At 62.4% G+C, this 16,854-nt stretch carries 12 protein-coding genes; 2 read left to right on the forward strand and 10 right to left on the reverse strand.

Going from position 1 to position 16,854, the window contains the following annotated elements; translation table 11 throughout:
- Positions 1 to 56: 56 nt before the first annotated feature.
- The 7 genes from ACTJLA_RS16550 to ACTJLA_RS16580 all read right to left on the reverse strand — a co-directional run bounded on the left by ACTJLA_RS16550 (position 57) and on the right by ACTJLA_RS16580 (position 7,531).
- On the reverse strand, positions 57 to 1,697 hold the full coding sequence (locus ACTJLA_RS16550; protein ID WP_440841621.1) for a BatD family protein: 1,641 nt from the start codon (positions 1,695 to 1,697) through the stop codon (positions 57 to 59).
- Positions 1,694 to 3,433: a tetratricopeptide repeat protein gene (locus tag ACTJLA_RS16555; protein WP_054921294.1), complete on the reverse strand. Its 1,740-nt coding sequence runs from the start codon at positions 3,431 to 3,433 to the stop codon at positions 1,694 to 1,696. The genes ACTJLA_RS16550 and ACTJLA_RS16555 overlap by 4 nt, the downstream gene beginning before the upstream one ends.
- Positions 3,430 to 4,518 (reverse strand): VWA domain-containing protein, encoded by a 1,089-nt coding sequence (locus ACTJLA_RS16560; protein WP_314551804.1) that lies wholly within the window; start codon positions 4,516 to 4,518, stop codon positions 3,430 to 3,432. The genes ACTJLA_RS16555 and ACTJLA_RS16560 overlap by 4 nt, the downstream gene beginning before the upstream one ends.
- Positions 4,511 to 5,005, reverse strand: a complete 495-nt coding sequence (locus ACTJLA_RS16565; protein WP_003190798.1) for a DUF4381 domain-containing protein — start codon at positions 5,003 to 5,005, stop codon at positions 4,511 to 4,513. The genes ACTJLA_RS16560 and ACTJLA_RS16565 overlap by 8 nt, the downstream gene beginning before the upstream one ends.
- The gene (locus ACTJLA_RS16570; RefSeq protein WP_200584149.1) at positions 5,002 to 5,934 is read right to left on the reverse strand and encodes a DUF58 domain-containing protein; all 933 of its coding nucleotides are present in this window, start codon (positions 5,932 to 5,934) and stop codon (positions 5,002 to 5,004) included. The genes ACTJLA_RS16565 and ACTJLA_RS16570 overlap by 4 nt, the downstream gene beginning before the upstream one ends.
- Before the next feature lie 5 nt (positions 5,935 to 5,939).
- Positions 5,940 to 6,899, reverse strand: a complete 960-nt coding sequence (locus tag ACTJLA_RS16575) for an AAA family ATPase (RefSeq protein ID WP_020301524.1) — start codon at positions 6,897 to 6,899, stop codon at positions 5,940 to 5,942.
- A gap of 278 nt (positions 6,900 to 7,177) precedes the next feature.
- Positions 7,178 to 7,531 (reverse strand): hypothetical protein, encoded by a 354-nt coding sequence (locus ACTJLA_RS16580; protein WP_034126020.1) that lies wholly within the window; start codon positions 7,529 to 7,531, stop codon positions 7,178 to 7,180.
- Positions 7,532 to 8,013: 482 nt separating this feature from the next.
- On the opposite strand from ACTJLA_RS16580, the gene ACTJLA_RS16585 reads away from it, so the two are divergent.
- Positions 8,014 to 12,882: an NAD-glutamate dehydrogenase gene (locus ACTJLA_RS16585; RefSeq protein WP_072446314.1), complete on the forward strand. Its 4,869-nt coding sequence runs from the start codon at positions 8,014 to 8,016 to the stop codon at positions 12,880 to 12,882.
- Positions 12,883 to 13,066: 184 nt separating this feature from the next.
- Here the strand turns inward: ACTJLA_RS16585 and ACTJLA_RS16590 are convergent, their stop codons facing one another.
- The 3 genes from ACTJLA_RS16590 to ACTJLA_RS16600 form a co-directional block, all read right to left on the reverse strand.
- Positions 13,067 to 13,753 carry a GntR family transcriptional regulator gene (locus tag ACTJLA_RS16590; protein ID WP_314543131.1) on the reverse strand — a complete coding sequence of 229 codons (687 nt, stop codon included), beginning with the start codon at positions 13,751 to 13,753 and terminating at the stop codon, positions 13,067 to 13,069.
- 16 nt (positions 13,754 to 13,769) lie between these two features.
- Entirely contained in the window at positions 13,770 to 14,471 is a 702-nt protein-coding gene (locus ACTJLA_RS16595; RefSeq protein ID WP_014718317.1) for a FadR/GntR family transcriptional regulator, read from the reverse strand.
- Between the two features lie 158 nt (positions 14,472 to 14,629).
- Entirely contained in the window at positions 14,630 to 15,955 is a 1,326-nt protein-coding gene (locus ACTJLA_RS16600; protein ID WP_169855370.1) for a C4-dicarboxylate transporter DctA, read from the reverse strand.
- Positions 15,956 to 16,170: 215 nt separating this feature from the next.
- On the opposite strand from ACTJLA_RS16600, the gene ACTJLA_RS16605 reads away from it, so the two are divergent.
- Positions 16,171 to 16,800, forward strand: a complete 630-nt coding sequence (locus tag ACTJLA_RS16605) for a DNA-3-methyladenine glycosylase I (protein WP_072446318.1) — start codon at positions 16,171 to 16,173, stop codon at positions 16,798 to 16,800.
- Positions 16,801 to 16,854 lie beyond the last annotated feature (54 nt).

Here is a 16,854-nt window from a genome sequence, read left to right on the forward strand (position 1 = left end):
CGGAGCGTCCGGGGCGGCATTCCCACGCAGAGCGTGGGAACGAGCAGGCTCGGGGGTTACTTGGGGTAGAGCGGCGGCAAGCTGGTGGTGTCGGTGGCCGGGTCTTGCTCGCGTTCGGCCACGGGGATCGCTTTGATGGCACGCCACAGGTCGTCACCCAACCAGTATTGGCCGCTTTCGCTATACAACGCGCCATTCAACCCATCCAGGGCATCGGACAGCGGCACAAACCGCGCGGCCATGTCGGCCAGCGTTTCCGGCTGTTGCCGTGCCCAGGCGTCGAGGGCCTGGCGGGTAGCATGAGGGTCGTTGGCCTGGGTGGCGCGCTTGAGGTCGTCGAGCAGCGTGCGTGGGCTGGGACCGGTTTGCGCGGCGCGTTGTACCGCCGGTTGCCGGCGTGCGCGCCACCACAGGCCAAAGCCCAGCAGGGTGGTGCAGGCCAGTATCAGTGTGCTCAGTTGCCACAGCCACAGGCGGTCATCATCGGGGGCGGTGATGATGGTCGGTGTCGCCGGGGTGTCCACCACCAGGCTGGGGTTCACCGCCACGTGCACGGTGCGCGCCGGCAGGCTGGTGCGTTCCAGATGATCTTCGTGGGTGTTCCACCACACCACTTCCACGGCGGGCAGTTCCAGCTCGCCGGCGCGGGTCGGCACCAGGGCTTCGCGGTCTTCACGGCTGCCGGTCAGGCCGCGGTCGCTGGTACGGTTAGCCATCACTGGTTGGTCGGGGTAGCGGCGCAGGCCGTTGACCTCGGTGCCGGGCAGCGCCGGCAGCTGTGCGCTGGACAGGCCTTCGGCCTCCACGGTAAGGCTGCGGGTCAGGGAGTCGCCGACTTGCACGTGGTCCGGCGTGGGGTTCCAGCCTTCGCTCAAGGTCAGGCTGCGCGCGGGCAGCCAGGGGGCGTCGGCGGGGTAGGCGTCCGGTTTGGGTTTGACCGTCAAGGGCAGGGGCGCAGAGCTGACATGAATCATCTTGCCCGGCTTGGTGCCCTGCAGGGTGTTTTCCTGGGGCGGTCGCGATTCCACCAGGGTAGCGCTGAAGGTCTGCGCCGGAATCACCACGGCGCCACTGTGTTGCGGGTAGAGGGCGTAGCGGGTTTCGATCACGCCATGGCGGATGCTGTTGATGACCTTCTCATAGGTGCGTGATTCGCCCAGTTGTTCGACACGTGCATCCGGTATCTGCAAGGGCGTGAGGCTGCTGTCGTCATACAGCGACACCGAGTGGTACACGCGTACGGTCAACAGGGCCTGGGCCTGCACGTACACGCTGGTCTGGTCGAGGCTGGCTTCGATGAACACCGGGACCAGTTCGGCGCTGGTGTTCTGGCTGGCGCTTTCCACCACTTGCAGGGTGATCGGCTGGGTCTTGAGCGCGCCCACCTGCAGCGGCGGGATCACCACGTTGCCGTTCACCTTGGGCAGCAGGGTGATGATCCAGCGGGTGGTGGCGTGGTTGTCGCCGTCCAGCGTGGTGAGTTGGTTGATCTGGCGGGTGCCGCTGACTTCGAACTGCGCGTCCAGGGGCGACAGGTCCGGTTTGCCAAACTGGGTCACATCACTGGATTGCACCGTCAGCTCCACCGTTTCCCCGGAGTTGAGGCGGCTGCGGTCTACGCTGGCGACCAGGTCCGCCGCCTGGGCGTGGCCTGCCGACAACGCGAGCAGGAGCAAAAGGGTGGTGCGGCGGCTCATCGAGTGGTGTCCTGATGTTGTTGCTGTTCGTACCAGAATTTGCGGCGCAACAGCTCGCCGGGGTTGTCCGGGATCTCCTGCAACCATTGCTCCAGTGCTTGGCGGCGCTCGCCTTCCAGGCGTGTGTCGGCGGGGCGCAGTGGCGGCGTGGTGGTCTGCTCGTCGCCCAGTTCGCTGCCAGGCACTTCATTACCGCCTGGCTGTGGCGCGGCGCCTGTCTGAGTCTCAGCGGTACCGGCTTCGCCCTGGCCGTGGGACGATTGCTCGCCGCCCTGGGCCGTTTGTGCGCTGGTGCCCGGTTGCGCAGTTTGGCCGGGTTGGGCGGTTTCGTCATCTGCGTTTTTTGCGGGCGGGTCCGGCTCGGGCTGCGCTTGCTCCTGCATCAGCGCTTCAACCAGGGCTTTGTTTTTCAGCGCGGGCTGCAAATCGGGCTGGGCTTCCAGGGCTTGTTCATACGCATCAAGGGCCGCTTCAAGTTCACCGGCCTTGGCCAGGGCATTGCCGCGGTTGTAGTGGGAATAGGCGTCGCTGCCTTGGGCAAACCGCTTGATGGCCTCGGCGTAATTGCCGGCTTCATACAGCGCCACGCCTTGCCATTGCGGGTCCTGGAAGTGTTCTGCGGCTTCGGCCGGGCGTTTGTGCTTGAGCAGGTACTGGCCTTGTTGGTCGGGGCGCAGCCACAGGTCCTGCAGCCCAAAGGCGTAGCTGGGTTGCGGCGCGCCCATCAGCAGCAAGGGCAGGCAGAACAGCCAGCCGCGACGCCCGGCGCACGCGGCCAGCAGCAACAACGGCAAGAGCAGCCAGTAACCCTGATCGGCCCAGCTGTCCAGGCGCAGCCGTTGGCCGTCGTCGCGCAGGGCTTGGGCGCTGTCGAGCATGCCGAGTTGGCGCAGGTCCTTGTCATCCAGGCGCGCCGCACGGTAGCGGCCACCCATTTCGCTGGCGAACGCCTTGAGGGTCGGGCTGTCGAGGCGCGGCACCAGGATCGCGCCCTGGTCGTCCTTGAGGAACTCGCCGCTCTCCTGAGTCACCGGCGTACCTTCGCGACTGCCGATGCCGAGGATCGACAACGTTGGAGCCTGGGCACTTTGCAGTTGCAGGCGGATGCCTTGGCGCTCTTGTTTGGACAGTGAGGAACCGATCAGCAGCAGGCGCCCCTGGCCCAGACCGCCTTGCTTGAGCAGGCCCAGGGCTTTTTCCACGGCAAGATCGGCACGATGGCCGGGCTCGGGCATGATCGACGGGCGCAGGGCTTCCAACAGGTTGCGGCTGGTGGCCAGGTCATCGGACAGCGGCACCAGGGTATGGGCGCTGCCGGCATACACGATGATGGCTGTTTGCGCATCGGTGCGCGCTTGCAGTAAGTCATACAGCTTGCGCCGTGCCTGTTCCAGGCGGTTGGGCGGGCTGTCGGTGGCGAGCATTTCCGGGGTCAGTTCCAGCAGCACCACCAAGGGGTCGGAAGGTTTCTGGCTGGCTTGTTCAACCCGTTGCCAACTGGGGCCCAATAGCGCGAGCACGGCCAACAGCCAGGCGATGCCGAGCACCACCCACGGCGATTTACTCTCGCGGCCATTGCCACCACTGAGCAACTCGGCATGGAACGCCGGCGGCAGGATCATCTGCCAGCGCCCGGCGCGCTTTTGCCGGTGCCACAACTGCCACAGCAACCAGCCAAGCAGGGGCAGCAACAACAGCCACCAGGGGTGCAACCAGTGCGGCCACAGCGCGATCATCGACGCCTCCGCAAACGCAGACGCTGCAGACGCTGGCGCCATTCAGGGTGTTGCTGCAAAAAGATGCCCTTGCTCGATAGCCTATTGAAGCCGCGTTGCAAAGCGTTGTTCGGCCAGCGTTCCTGGATCACCAGCAACAGGCTCAACACCAACGCCAAGGCCAATGGGCCACTGTACAGCGCCTGGGCCGGGCGGGCCTGGGTGGGTTGTTGTTCCACGGGCTCGAGGGTGTCGAGAGTGTCCTTGATCTTCAGCAGTTCCTCGCCGTCTCGGGCGCGGAAATACTGGCCGCCGGTGGTCTCGGCCAGTGCCTTGAGCGCCGGTTCGTCGAGGTCCAGGCTCGGGTTTACGCCTAGGATGCCCAGGGAGCCGGTTTGCTCGGGGTCGGCGCCGATGCCGATGGGGTAGATTTTCACGCCTTCCTCGGCCGCCAGGCGCGCGGCGGTCAACGGGTCGATCTGCCCGGCGTTGTTGGCGCCGTCGGTGACCAGGATCAGCACACGGCTTTGCGCCGGGCGCTGGCGCAGGCGTTTTATGGCCAGGCCGATGGCGTCGCCGATGGCGGTGTTCTTGCCAGCAATACCGATGCGCGCTTCATCCAGCCAGGTGCGCACGGTGCGGCGGTCAAAGGTCAGGGGCGCTTGCAGGTAGGCTTGGCTGCCGAACAGGATCAGGCCCACGCGGTCACCTTCACGCTCCTCCAGAAAGTCTCCCAGCAGGTGCTTGACCAGGGCCAGGCGGCTGACGTCCTCGTCCTGCCAATGCATGTCGGGAAAATCCATGGAGCCGGAGACATCCACCGCCACCAGCAAATCCCGGCCGCTGGCAGCAATCGGCAAGGGTTCGCCCAGCCATTGCGGGCGGGCGGCGGCGGTCAACAGCAGCAACCACAGCACCACGAATGGGGCTTGCTGGCGCAAGCCGGGCAGGTTGACGCGGGCACGGCGGCGGGCCAGGCCTTCGAGGTCACTGAGGTAGCTGACTTTGAGCGCCGGTTCGCCGCTGTCGGCCACGGGCAGCACCAGGCGCATGACCCAGGGCAGTGGCAACAGGGCGAAGATCCACGGCCAGGCGAACTCAAACATGTTTGCGAATCCAGGTGTCGACGGCTTGGGTGAGGCCGGCGATGGCTTTGTCGTCGAGCTTGCATTCGGGTTTGTAGGCGCCTTCCACCAACACCATCCAGCGCGTCAGGCCGGCGGCGGGGCAGCGGTTATCCAGGAAGGCCAGCCATTTGCGCCCGTTGAGGGTATGGCTCTGGCTATAAGGGTAGTCGTTACGGCACAGACGCTTGAGCAGGCCGTTGAGTTGCTGCAACCAGGCGCCCGCAGGCGCACCGTCGTAGGGCTTGGGCATCAAAGCCAACTCGGCCAGGGCGGCGATACGCAACGGGTCCAGCGGTTGTTCGGCGCGGGCCACAGGGCGGCGGGCCGGCAGGAAACGGCGCAGCCACCACAAGCCCCAACCGAGCAGTGGGATCACCAGCAGCAATAGCCACCAGCCCGGCGCAGGTGGCCAGAAGCCAATGGCGGGCGGGGCGATCAGCGGTTGCAGTTGGTCCAGGCTGCTCATGGTTTTTTAACCGGGCGTTGCGGGTTGAGGTATTCGCGCAGTTGCTCGACCATTTCACTCTGGGTGCTCAAGGGCATCAACAACAGCCGCAGTTTCTGCGCGAGCAGTTCCCAGCGGGCGATACGTGCTTCGGCCTGGGCCTTGTAGGCCTGGCGCAGGTCGATGTTCAGCGTGTCCAATTCCAGTTGCGCACCTCTTTGCGCGAAACGCAGCAGCCCGGCGGCGGGCAGGGCGTGGTCCAGCGGGTCGGAGATCGGTAATAACAGCAGGTCGCAATGGCGCGCCAGCAGGCTCAGCTGTTGCTCGGCGCCTTCGGTGAGGGCGCGCTCATCACAGATCACCACCACCAGGCTGCCCGGGCGCAGCACCTCGCGGCCACGGCGCAAGGCCATGCCCAGGGCATCCGCTTCCGGGTGACGCTCGGTATTCAGGCTCTGGTTGACCCGCACCAGCCGGTTGAGCAGTTGCAACAGGCTCTGTTTGCTGCGCCGTGGCTTGATCTCGTAGTGCTCGCTGTCGCCGAACACCAGCCCGCCCACCCGGTCGTTATGGCCCAGAGCGGCCCAACCGATCAGGCTGGCGGCCTGGGCGGCAAGCACCGACTTGAACATTTGCCCCGAGCCGAAAAACAGCCGGCAACTTTGTTCGACCATGATGAAAATCGGCCGCTCGCGCTCTTCGTGGAACAGCTTGGTGTGCGGCTCCTGGGTACGCGCCGTCACGCGCCAGTCGATGGTGCGCACGTCGTCGCCGGCCTGGTACACGCGCACCTGGTCGAAATCGACGCCACGCCCGCGCAGCTTGGAGTGATGCAGGCCCACCAGCGGGCTACGCTGGCCAGGCGTGGAGAACAATTGCACCTCACGCACGCGGTGGCGCATCTCAATCAATTCACTGAGGGTTACGCGGATGCCATCGCTTGCGTTCATCGACTTCAAGCGACGGCAACGACGTCGAGAATGCGTTGCACCACGCGGTCCTGGTCGACACCGGCGGCTTCGGCCTCGAACGACAGGATGATGCGGTGACGCAGCACGTCGAACAAGACCGCCTGGATATCTTCCGGGCTGACAAAATCGCGACCGGCCAGCCAGGCATGGGCCCGGGCACAACGGTCCAGGGCGATGGAACCACGGGGGCTGGCGCCATAGGCGATCCACTCGGCCATTTCCGGGTCGAACTTGGCAGGGGTGCGCGTGGCCATCACCAGTTGCACCAGGTATTCCTCCACGGCATCGGCCATGTACAAGCCGAGGATTTCCTTGCGGGCGGCAAAGATCGCCTGTTGGCTGACGCGCCGCTCGGGCTTGGTTTCGCCATTCAATGCTTCGCCACGAGCTTGCTGCAGGATGCGGCGCTCGACGGCGGCGTCCGGGAAGCCGATCTTGACGTGCATCAGGAACCGGTCGAGCTGCGCTTCGGGCAGCGGGTAGGTGCCTTCCTGCTCGATGGGGTTTTGCGTGGCCATCACTAAAAACAGCGGCGACAACTCGTAAGTGCTGCGGCCCACGCTGACCTGGCGCTCGGCCATGGCTTCGAGCAAGGCCGACTGCACCTTGGCCGGGGCACGGTTGATTTCGTCTGCGAGCACCAGGTTATGGAAGATCGGCCCCTGCTGGAATACGAAGCTGCCGGTTTCCGGACGATAGATCTCGGTGCCGGTGATATCGGCGGGCAACAGGTCGGGGGTGAACTGGATACGATGGAACTGCGCTTCGATCCCTTCGGCCAACTCCTTGATCGCCTTGGTCTTGGCCAGCCCCGGCGCGCCTTCGACCAGCATGTGGCCGTCAGCGAGCAGGGCGATCAACAGGCGATCGATGAGTTTTTCCTGGCCGAGAATCTGCGTAGAAAGAAAGGTTCGCAGCGCAAGCAGCGCTTCACGATGTTCCATCGATGACGGTTCCTGGAAAGATGAGCCTGGGTGTCGTGACAGAACACCGGGCCTGGGGCGTTTACTTTAATGCATCGCGGGGTGTGGCGACTAATGGCTTGATGGGTATTTTTAGCAAAACCCATGGGATAGTAAGCGTCTGGGCAGGTAAAGCACGGTCACTGTGGGAGCTGGCTTGCCTGCGATGGCCNACTCGGTCTGGCTGAAAGACCCCACCGCCTGCATCGCAGGCAAGCCAGCTCCCACATGGGGTCTTCGGTGCATTCAAAAGACCGGTTTCAAGTCCGAATGAACGTGCCGGTGCCTGTGAGGATGTTCTGCAGGGTTTCCTGCACTTCGGCCATGTCTGACGCGGCGGTGCTGTGGGTGATCTCCAGCTGGTCCTTGCCGCCCAGGGCATCGGCATCGCCGGCCGCCAGTTCGATCAATAAGGTGGTCTCGCCCAACGTCACTTTCAGCCCATCCAGGGTCGAAGGCTCGTAGTCCCAGGTCAGCTCCACTTCGTCTTCATCCGGGTAACGGGTGAGCATGAACATTTCGCCGTTCTTGCCGTGACAGCAAAGCATGGCCATGTTGTCTTCTTCGTCGTCGCACGGGGTGGCCATCAGGGCGTCGGTTTTCAGCTGCAGCATGGGGCAATCCTGTGTAGGGGAGGGTAATTGTGCCACTGCGGCGAATTTTGTGCTTCATCCTGTGTCGGAAGTCAGGCATGACCTGACGGGCCGGATCGGTCATTTCTGGTACTGATAGTGTGCAAAGTAGCAAGATTTTCTACCGAAAATCCTGGGTTGCCCAAGTTGCAACCGACACCCTGCTTACCGATGACCGAATATGTCGCAGCGTCGCAAGCAGCGTTCTTCCTACACTCGTTAAGCTGCGCAACGGATGTGCCCTGTGCCAGGCGCCTGACCTGCCCGTCGTATCGTCATCTGGCCAACGGCATGCCGTATGGAAGTTGTATGTGACCTGACTGTCCTGTCCAGCTTCACCCACCTGTCACCCTGATTCGTTTATGGTGCTTGTCAGCACACCAGCGAACAGAGCTGACGGTCTCCCCGCAAGGGGATAACACGCGACGCTTTCATCAATAACAAGCCCAAGCGGAGTACCACAGATGGCGTTCTTCACCGCAGCCAGCAAGGCCGACTTCCAGCATCAACTGCAAGCGGCACTGGCGCAGCACCTCAGTGAACAGGCACTGCCACAAGTGGCGCTGTTCGCTGAACAATTCTTCGGCATCATTTCCCTGGACGAACTGACCCAGCGTCGCCTTTCCGACCTGGCCGGTTGCACCCTGTCTGCCTGGCGCCTGCTTGAGCGCTTTGATCACACCCAACCGCAAGTGCGGGTCTACAACCCCGATTACGAACGTCATGGCTGGCAATCGACCCACACTGCGGTCGAAGTGCTGCACCATGACCTGCCGTTTCTGGTCGACTCGGTACGCACCGAGCTGAATCGCCGCGGCTACAGCATCCATACCCTGCAAACCACCGTGCTCAGCGTGCGTCGTGGCAACAAGGGCGAGCTGCTGGAAATCCTGCCCAAAGGCACCCAGGGCGAAGGCATCCTGCAAGAATCGCTGATGTACCTGGAGATCGACCGCTGCGCCAACGCCGCCGAACTGAACGTGCTGAGCAAAGAGCTTGAGCAGGTGCTGGGTGAAGTACGCGTGGCTGTGGCCGATTTCGAACCGATGAAAGCCAAGGTCCAGGACCTGCTGGCCGGTATCGACGCCAGCGCGTTCGCCATCGACGGCGAAGAAAAAGCCGAAATCAAGAACTTTCTCGAATGGCTGGTGGGCAACCATTTCACCTTCCTGGGCTACGAAGAGTTCGTGGTACGTGACGAGGCGGACGGCGGTCATATCGAATATGACGCAAGCTCTTTCCTCGGTCTGACCAAGCTGCTGCGCGCCGGCCTCACCGCCGAAGACCTGCGCATCGAGGACTACGCGGTGGCCTACCTGCGCGAGCCGACCGTACTGTCGTTCGCCAAGGCCGCCCACCCAAGCCGCGTGCACCGTCCGGCCTACCCGGACTACGTGTCGATCCGTGAGATCAGCGCCGACGGCAAGGTCATCAAGGAACACCGTTTCATGGGCCTGTACACCTCCTCGGTGTACGGCGAAAGCGTGCGAGTGATTCCGTACATTCGTCGCAAGGTCGCGGAAATCGAACGTCGTTCGGGCTTCCAGGCCAAGGCGCACTTGGGTAAAGAGCTTGCCCAGGTGGTGGAAGTATTGCCCCGTGACGACCTGTTCCAGACTCCAGTCGACGAGCTGTTCAGCACCGTGATGTCGATCGTGCAGATCCAGGAGCGCAACAAGATCCGCGTGTTCCTGCGCAAAGACCCCTATGGTCGTTTCTGCTACTGCCTGGCGTACGTGCCACGCGACATCTACTCCACCGAAGTACGCCAGAAGATCCAGCAAGTGCTGATGGACCGCCTGAAGGCCTCGGACTGCGAGTTCTGGACCTTCTTCTCCGAGTCCGTGCTTGCCCGTGTACAACTGATTCTGCGGGTTGACCCGAAGAACCGTCTGGACATCGACCCGCTGCAACTGGAAAAAGAAGTGGTGCAGGCCTGCCGCAGCTGGCAGGACGACTACGCCAGCCTGGTAGTGGAAAGCTTCGGCGAAGCCCAGGGCACCAACGTGCTGGCGGATTTCCCCAAAGGCTTCCCGGCTGGCTACCGCGAGCGTTTCGCCGCGCATTCGGCTGTGGTCGACATGCAGCACCTCAACAGCCTGACCGAAGCCAACCCGCTGGTAATGAGCTTCTATCAGCCGCTGGGCCAGGTCTCCGGCCAGCGCGAGCTGCATTGCAAGCTGTATCACGCCGATACGCCGCTGGCGTTGTCCGACGTGCTGCCGATTCTGGAAAACCTCGGCTTGCGTGTGCTGGGCGAGTTCCCGTATCGCCTGCGCCATGCCAACGGTCGCGAGTTCTGGATCCATGACTTTGCGTTCATCGCCGCCGAAGGCGTGAACCTGGATATCCAGCAGCTCAACGACACCCTGCAGGATGCGTTCGTGCACATCGTGCATGGCGATGCCGAGAACGATGCGTTCAACCGCCTGGTCCTCACCGCCGGCCTGCCATGGCGCGACGTGGCGCTGCTGCGTGCCTATGCCCGTTACCTGAAGCAGATTCGCCTGGGCTTCGACCTGGGTTACATCGCCAGCACCCTGAACAACCACACCGACATCGCCCGCGAGTTGACCCGGTTGTTCAAGACCCGCTTCTACCTGGCGCGCAAGCTCACTGCCGACGACCTGGAAGACAAGCAGCAACGCCTGGAGCAAGCGATCCTCAGCGCCCTGGACGACGTTCAGGTGCTCAACGAAGACCGCATCCTGCGTCGCTACCTGGACCTGATCAAGGCCACTCTGCGTACCAACTTCTACCAGACCGATGCCAACGGCCAGAACAAGTCGTACTTCAGCTTCAAGTTCGACCCGCGTGCCATCCCCGAGCTGCCCAAGCCAGTGCCGAAGTTTGAAATCTTCGTGTACTCGCCGCGGGTCGAAGGCGTGCACCTGCGCTTTGGCAACGTGGCCCGTGGCGGCCTGCGCTGGTCCGACCGTGAAGAAGACTTCCGTACCGAAGTGCTTGGCCTGGTAAAAGCCCAGCAAGTGAAGAACTCGGTAATCGTGCCGGTGGGCGCCAAGGGCGGCTTCCTGCCGCGTCGCCTGCCATTGGGCGGCAGCCGGGACGAGATCGCGGCCGAAGGCATCGCCTGCTACCGCATCTTCATTTCCGGCCTGCTGGACATCACCGACAACCTGAAAGACGGCGCGCTGGTGCCGCCGGCCAACGTCGTGCGTCATGACGACGATGACCCGTACCTGGTGGTAGCGGCGGACAAGGGCACTGCGACCTTCTCCGACATCGCCAACGGCATTGCCATCGACTACGGCTTCTGGCTGGGCGATGCGTTCGCCTCCGGTGGTTCGGCTGGTTACGACCACAAGAAAATGGGCATCACCGCCAAGGGCGCGTGGGTAGGTGTACAGCGTCACTTCCGTGAGCGCGGCATCAACGTGCAGGAAGACAGCATCACAGTGGTAGGCGTCGGCGATATGGCCGGTGACGTGTTCGGTAACGGCTTGTTGATGTCGGACAAACTGCAACTGGTCGCAGCCTTCAACCACCTGCATATCTTCGTCGACCCGAACCCGAACCCGGCCACCAGCTTCGTCGAGCGCAAGCGTTTGTTCGAACTGCCGCGTTCGGCCTGGACCGACTACGACACCAGCATCATGTCTGAAGGTGGCGGTATCTTCTCGCGCAGCGCGAAAAGCATTGCCATCTCGCCACAGATGAAAGAACGCTTCGACATCCAGGCCGACAAGCTGACCCCGACCGAACTGCTCAACGCCTTGCTCAAGGCGCCGGTGGACCTGTTGTGGAACGGCGGTATCGGTACCTACGTCAAGGCCAGCACCGAGAGCCATGCCGATGTGGGCGACAAGGCCAACGACGCACTGCGCGTCAACGGCAACGAGCTGCGCTGCAAGGTAGTGGGCGAGGGCGGTAACCTCGGCATGACCCAGCTGGGGCGTGTGGAATTCGGCCTCAATGGCGGCGGTTCCAACACCGACTTCATCGACAACGCCGGTGGCGTGGATTGCTCCGACCACGAAGTGAACATCAAGATCCTGCTCAACGAAGTGGTGCAGGCCGGTGACATGACCGACAAGCAGCGCAACCAACTGCTGGCGAGCATGACCGACGAAGTCGGCAACCTGGTGTTGGGCAACAACTACAAGCAGACCCAGGCCCTGTCCCTGGCCGCGCGCAAGGCTTACGAGCGTGCTGCCGAGTACAAGCGCCTGATGAGCGACCTGGAAGGCCGTGGCAAGCTGGACCGCGCCATCGAGTACCTGCCGACCGAGGAGCAGCTCACCGAGCGCGCCTCCAGCGGCAAGGGCCTGACCCGTCCGGAACTGTCGGTGCTGATCTCGTACAGCAAGATCGACCTCAAGGAAGCATTGCTCAAGTCGCTGGTACCGGATGACGAGTACCTGACCCGTGACATGGAGACCGCGTTCCCACCGAGCCTGGTGGCCAAGTTCGGCGAAGCCATGCGTCGCCATCGTCTGAAGCGCGAGATCGTCAGCACCCAGATCGCCAACGATCTGGTCAACCACATGGGCATCACCTTCGTTCAGCGACTCAAAGAGTCGACCGGCATGAGCCCGGCGAACGTCGCCGGTGCCTATGTGATCGTGCGGGACATCTTCCATCTCCCGCACTGGTTCCGTCAGATCGAAGCCCTGGACCACCAGGTTTCCGCTGACGTGCAACTGGAGCTGATGGACGAGTTGATGCGCCTGGGCCGTCGCGCTACGCGCTGGTTCCTGCGCAGCCGTCGCAACGAGCAAGACGCCGGGCGCGACACCGCGCACTTCGGTCCGCACCTGGCGGCGCTGGGTCTCAAGCTTGACGAACTGCTGGAAGGTCCGACCCGCGAAGGCTGGCAGAACCGCTACCAGGCCTACACCCAGGCCGGCGTACCGGAGTTGTTGGCGCGCATGGTTGCGGGTACTACCCACCTGTACACCTTGCTGCCGATCATCGAAGCCGCCGACGTGACCGGGCATGACGCCGCCGAAGTGGCCAAGGCCTACTTCGCCGTCGGCAGCGCCCTGGACTTGCCGTGGTACCTGCAGCAGATCAGTGATCTGCCAGTGGCCAACAACTGGCAGGCCCAGGCCCGCGAAGCCTTCCGCGATGACGTGGACTGGCAGCAACGGGCGATCACCATCTCGGTCCTGCAAATGGCCGATGCACCACAAGACATGGAAGCCCGCGTGGCCCTGTGGCTTGAGCAGCACCAGGACATGGCGGATCGCTGGCGCGCCATGATGGTGGAAATTCGTGCCGCAGTGGGCACGGACTACGCCATGTACGCGGTGGCCAACCGTGAGTTGCTGGACCTGGCGCTGAGTGGCCAGTCGGTGTTGCAACCGGCTTGATGCCTCGCTAAACAAAAAGCCCCCGCATCGTGAGATGCGGGGGCTTTTTGTTTGATCTGGAATGCGATCAATGTGGGAGCTGGCTTGCCACCTTACTGTAGGAGNGTTTTTCGCGAGCAAGCTCGCTCCTACAATGGCATTAAGGCAAGCCAGCTCCCACAGGTTGATCTTCATTCACTGGGGATCAGTGGTGTTTGAGTAGTCGGGTTTCCAGGTGATCCAGGTGCTGGGTCATCAGGGCGACAGCCGTGTGGGCGTCGCGCTGTTCCACGGCATCCACAATCGCCACATGCTCCTGCCATGCGCAATAGGTGCAGGCCATTGTTTCAAATTGCGCAATGATCAACGACGTCAACGGCACCAGGCTGTTGAGAAACTGTGCCAGCGGCGCATTGCCTGCCATGTGCGCCAGTTGCAGATGAAACTCTCCCGAAAACCGGATCGCCGGCCCCCGCTGGTCACGCTCAATGGCGTTGCGCTCCTGTGCAATCAGCTCGCGCAGTTGGCGAATTTGCATCGCTGTGGCCTGGGCGCAGGCCAGTTGTACCACGGTCATTTCGGTCAGGCGCCGTGCTTCCAGAATCTGCCGTGTGTGCTGGGCATCCGGCGCGGCGACCTGGGCGCGCTGGTTGGGGCGCAGGATGACCACTTGCTGATGGGACAGCTTGGCGAGCACCCGGCGAATCACGCTGCGGCTCACGCCAAAGAGTTCGCCCAGGCCTTCTTCGGTGAAGCGGCTGGCGGGCGCAATGCGTTGCTCAAGAATGGCGTCGAACAAGCGTGGGTAGATATCGTCCACCGAGGGCTTTTTTTCGGGCGTCCAGCGTAGGGACGTGAGGGTGGAGTCGCGTTGCAGGGCGTGAGCGTTCATGGCCGGTCTCCGAAAATCAACTGCCCAGATGGTCGTCCGGGATATTCAAGCGAATGCCCATGCGCAGGCCTTCCTGCAGGATGTGCCGACGCATTTCGGCACTGGCCAGGGCGCTGTTCTTGTTGCGGATGGCGCGGACCACGGCTTCGTTCTCTTGCAAGCGTTCGGCCAGGTGTTCAGGGGAGTTGCGCAATACCTGGGCGCTTTGTTTGAGCGCGGTGCTGGTTTGCTGCACCACGTTCTGGAAGATCGGGTTGGAGGTCAGGGCGAAGAGTTCTTCATGGAAGTCGATATAGGCGTTCATGCCGGCTTCGGCATCGCCGGCATCCAAGGCTTCGCGCATGTCCATCAGGGTCAGGCGCAGTTGGCCGATTTCCTTGCTGCTGATCGACTGGGCCACCAGGCCGACGATGAAAGGTTCGAGGGTGTAGCGCAGTTGTAGGATGTCCTCGAGGCTGGCATCGGCCACGGCGTCGCTCGATTGCGGCTCGCTGACGCTGGTTTCCAGCACGACCACGCCTTTGCCCGGCATGGAGCGCACCAGGCCGAGGGTCTCCAGCACGATCACAGCCTCACGCAGGCTCGGGCGGCTGATGCCCAGCTGTTCGGCCAGTTCGCGTTGACCGGGCAGCATTTCACCGCGGCGCCACTGGCCTCGCGCCAAGGCGGCGCGCAGTTTTTCTACCACTGAATTGACGACGGTTGAGGTGCTGATCACGTCGAAGGCTCCTTGATGTTGCTCATACAGTATTCAGTCTGGCGAAGGTCCAATGTGGGAGCTGGCTTGCCTGCGATAGCGGTGGGTCAGCACCCAATGTATCGCCTGACACTCAGTCATCGCAGGCAAGCCAGCTCCCACATTGGGTGGGTGTTGTCCTAGAACTCCTGATGTGCCGGTAATACCGGCTTTTTGGCCTGAAAGGCATAACCTTGCTGGCCGTCGAGCACTTTGTTGGCGCGCTGGATATCAATGTCTTTTTCCCAACGGGCAATCGCCACCGTGGCGACGCAGTTGCCGATCAGGTTGGTCAGCGCACGGCCGATGCCCATGAACCAGTCCACCGCCAGCACCAACACCAGGCCGACCACCGGAATCGCCGGGATTGCCGTGAGCGTTGCCGCCAGGATCACCAGCGCCGAGCCTGGAATGCCATGGGCGCCCTTGGAGGTGATCAACGATACCAGGAGGATGGTCAGCAAGTCGGTCATCGACAGCGGCGTGCCGGTGGCGTTGGCGATAAAGACGATGGCCAGGGTCAGGTAGATCGAGAAACCGTCGAGGTTGAACGAGTATCCGGTGGGGATTACCAAACCCACGGTGGAGCTGCCAATGCCCAAATGTTCCAGCTTGCGCATGATCTGCGGCAGTACAGCGTCGGACGAAGCGGTGCCCATCACGATCAGCAGTTCTTCGCGCAGGTACTTGAGCAGCGGCAACATGCGCAGGCCCGACAGGCGCATCACCAGCCCGAGGATCACCGCCACGAAGGCAAAGCAGGTCAGGTAGAAAAGCCCCACCAGGCTGCCCAGGTGTTGCAGTGAGTCCAGGCCATAGGTGCTGGTGGTGAAGGCGATGGCACCGAATACGCCAATCGGCGCCAGGCGCACGATCATGCCCATGATGCGGAAGATCACATGGCTCAATTCGTTGATCAGTCGCGAAATCCCGCTGGCCGCTTCGCCCACCAGGTTCAGCGCGCTGCCGAACAGCACCGAAAACAACAGCACTTGCAGCACGTTATTATCGGCAAAGGCGCCAACTACCGAGTTGGGGATCAACTCCATCAGAAACTGGCTGGTGCCGCGGATGTGCTGGCCCTTGTCGGCCAGTTCATTCAAACCGGCGGAAGAGAGTTGCTCCAGGTGAATATTGGCGCCGCTGCCGATGCCGGTGCTGAAGGCCATGATCAGGCCGAGCACCAGGGCGACGGTGGTCAGCATCTCAAAATAGATCACCGACTTGAGGCCGATGCGTCCGACCTTCTTCAAGTCGCCCGCGCCGGAAATACCGCTGACCACCACGCAGAACACGATCAGGCCGATCAGCATTTTGATCAGCTTGATAAAGCCGTCACCCAAGGGTTTGAGTTGCGAGGAGAATTCGGGAAGGGCCAGGCCGCAGGCGATGCCGAGCATCAGGCCAATCACGACTTGCAGGAAAATCGAACGCGAGCACCATCTGAGCATGGGAGGGATCTCTATTCGGTGCCCTGGTGGTTCCAGGGCTTAATTGTTGTGGTCTTACCGGTAAGTCCAGTGCGGGGCCAGTCTACGCTCGGTTTTTTTCAAATCACAAGTAAATATTTGGCGGTTGGCAGGTCCCGGTCTGACCAGTTGGTCGGTAAGTACGATGCTTGAGCGGTTGGCGGAGATTAATTTTTTTTGCGTATCATCTTCCTCGGCATACGAGGTGATGGATGGACCAATCAGGGCTGACAATCGACGAAGCAGGGCGCATGTACTGCGCCTGGCGCACTGCAGCGCCTGCTTACCTGCATTACCACGACCACGAATGGGGCGTGCCGGTGGCGGATGACATCGCGTTGTACGAGAAGATCTGCCTGGAGGGCTTTCAGGCGGGGATGGCGTGGATCACCATCTTGCGCAAGCGCGAAAACTTTCGACAGGCGTTCGAGGGGTTTGATTTTCGCCGGGTGGCGCACTACGGCGAGGCGGACATCGAGCGGTTGATGAGCGACCCGGGCATCGTGCGCAATCGCGCGAAGATCGTCTCGGCCATCAACAACGCGCGCCGGGCCTGTGAACTGGTGGAGGAAACCGGCTCGCTGGCGCGCTGGCTGTGGGCGTTCGAACCCGACGCGCAAGAGCGGCCGGCAGTGGTGGACATGGCTTACTGGACGGCCAATCCGACCTCAGCGGCTTCGGTGCGCTTGTCCAAAGCCCTGAAGAAACGCGGCTGGACCTTTGTCGGCCCGACCACGATGTATGCGTTGATGCAGGCGATGGGAATGGTCAATGATCATCTGGAGGGTTGTGAGTGCCGCCCGCGCATTGAACACCAGCGCAACCTGTTCAAACGTCCCTGACCAGATACGGTTAAAACTGTGGGAGCTGGCTTGCCTGCGATAACGGTGGGCCAG

It is taken from the genome of Pseudomonas sp. 22072 (genome assembly GCF_052046095.1).
In the GTDB taxonomy this organism is placed as follows: domain Bacteria; phylum Pseudomonadota; class Gammaproteobacteria; order Pseudomonadales; family Pseudomonadaceae; genus Aquipseudomonas; species Aquipseudomonas paracarnis.

Bases quoted from the DNA above. Each gene is read 5' to 3' on its own strand.
- ACTJLA_RS16550 (WP_440841621.1), bottom strand. From the start codon at position 1,697: ATGAGCCGCCGCACCACCCTTTTGCTCCTGCTCGCGTTGTCGGCAGGC.
- ACTJLA_RS16555 (WP_054921294.1), bottom strand. From the start codon at position 3,433: ATGATCGCGCTGTGGCCGCACTGGTTGCACCCCTGGTGGCTGTTGTTG.
- ACTJLA_RS16560 (WP_314551804.1), bottom strand. From the start codon at position 4,518: ATGTTTGAGTTCGCCTGGCCGTGGATCTTCGCCCTGTTGCCACTGCCC.
- ACTJLA_RS16565 (WP_003190798.1), bottom strand. From the start codon at position 5,005: ATGAGCAGCCTGGACCAACTGCAACCGCTGATCGCCCCGCCCGCCATT.
- ACTJLA_RS16570 (WP_200584149.1), bottom strand. From the start codon at position 5,934: ATGAACGCAAGCGATGGCATCCGCGTAACCCTCAGTGAATTGATTGAG.
- ACTJLA_RS16575 (WP_020301524.1), bottom strand. From the start codon at position 6,899: ATGGAACATCGTGAAGCGCTGCTTGCGCTGCGAACCTTTCTTTCTACG.
- ACTJLA_RS16580 (WP_034126020.1), bottom strand. From the start codon at position 7,531: ATGCTGCAGCTGAAAACCGACGCCCTGATGGCCACCCCGTGCGACGAC.
- ACTJLA_RS16585 (WP_072446314.1), top strand. From the start codon at position 8,014: ATGGCGTTCTTCACCGCAGCCAGCAAGGCCGACTTCCAGCATCAACTG.
- ACTJLA_RS16590 (WP_314543131.1), bottom strand. From the start codon at position 13,753: ATGAACGCTCACGCCCTGCAACGCGACTCCACCCTCACGTCCCTACGC.
- ACTJLA_RS16605 (WP_072446318.1), top strand. From the start codon at position 16,171: ATGGACCAATCAGGGCTGACAATCGACGAAGCAGGGCGCATGTACTGC.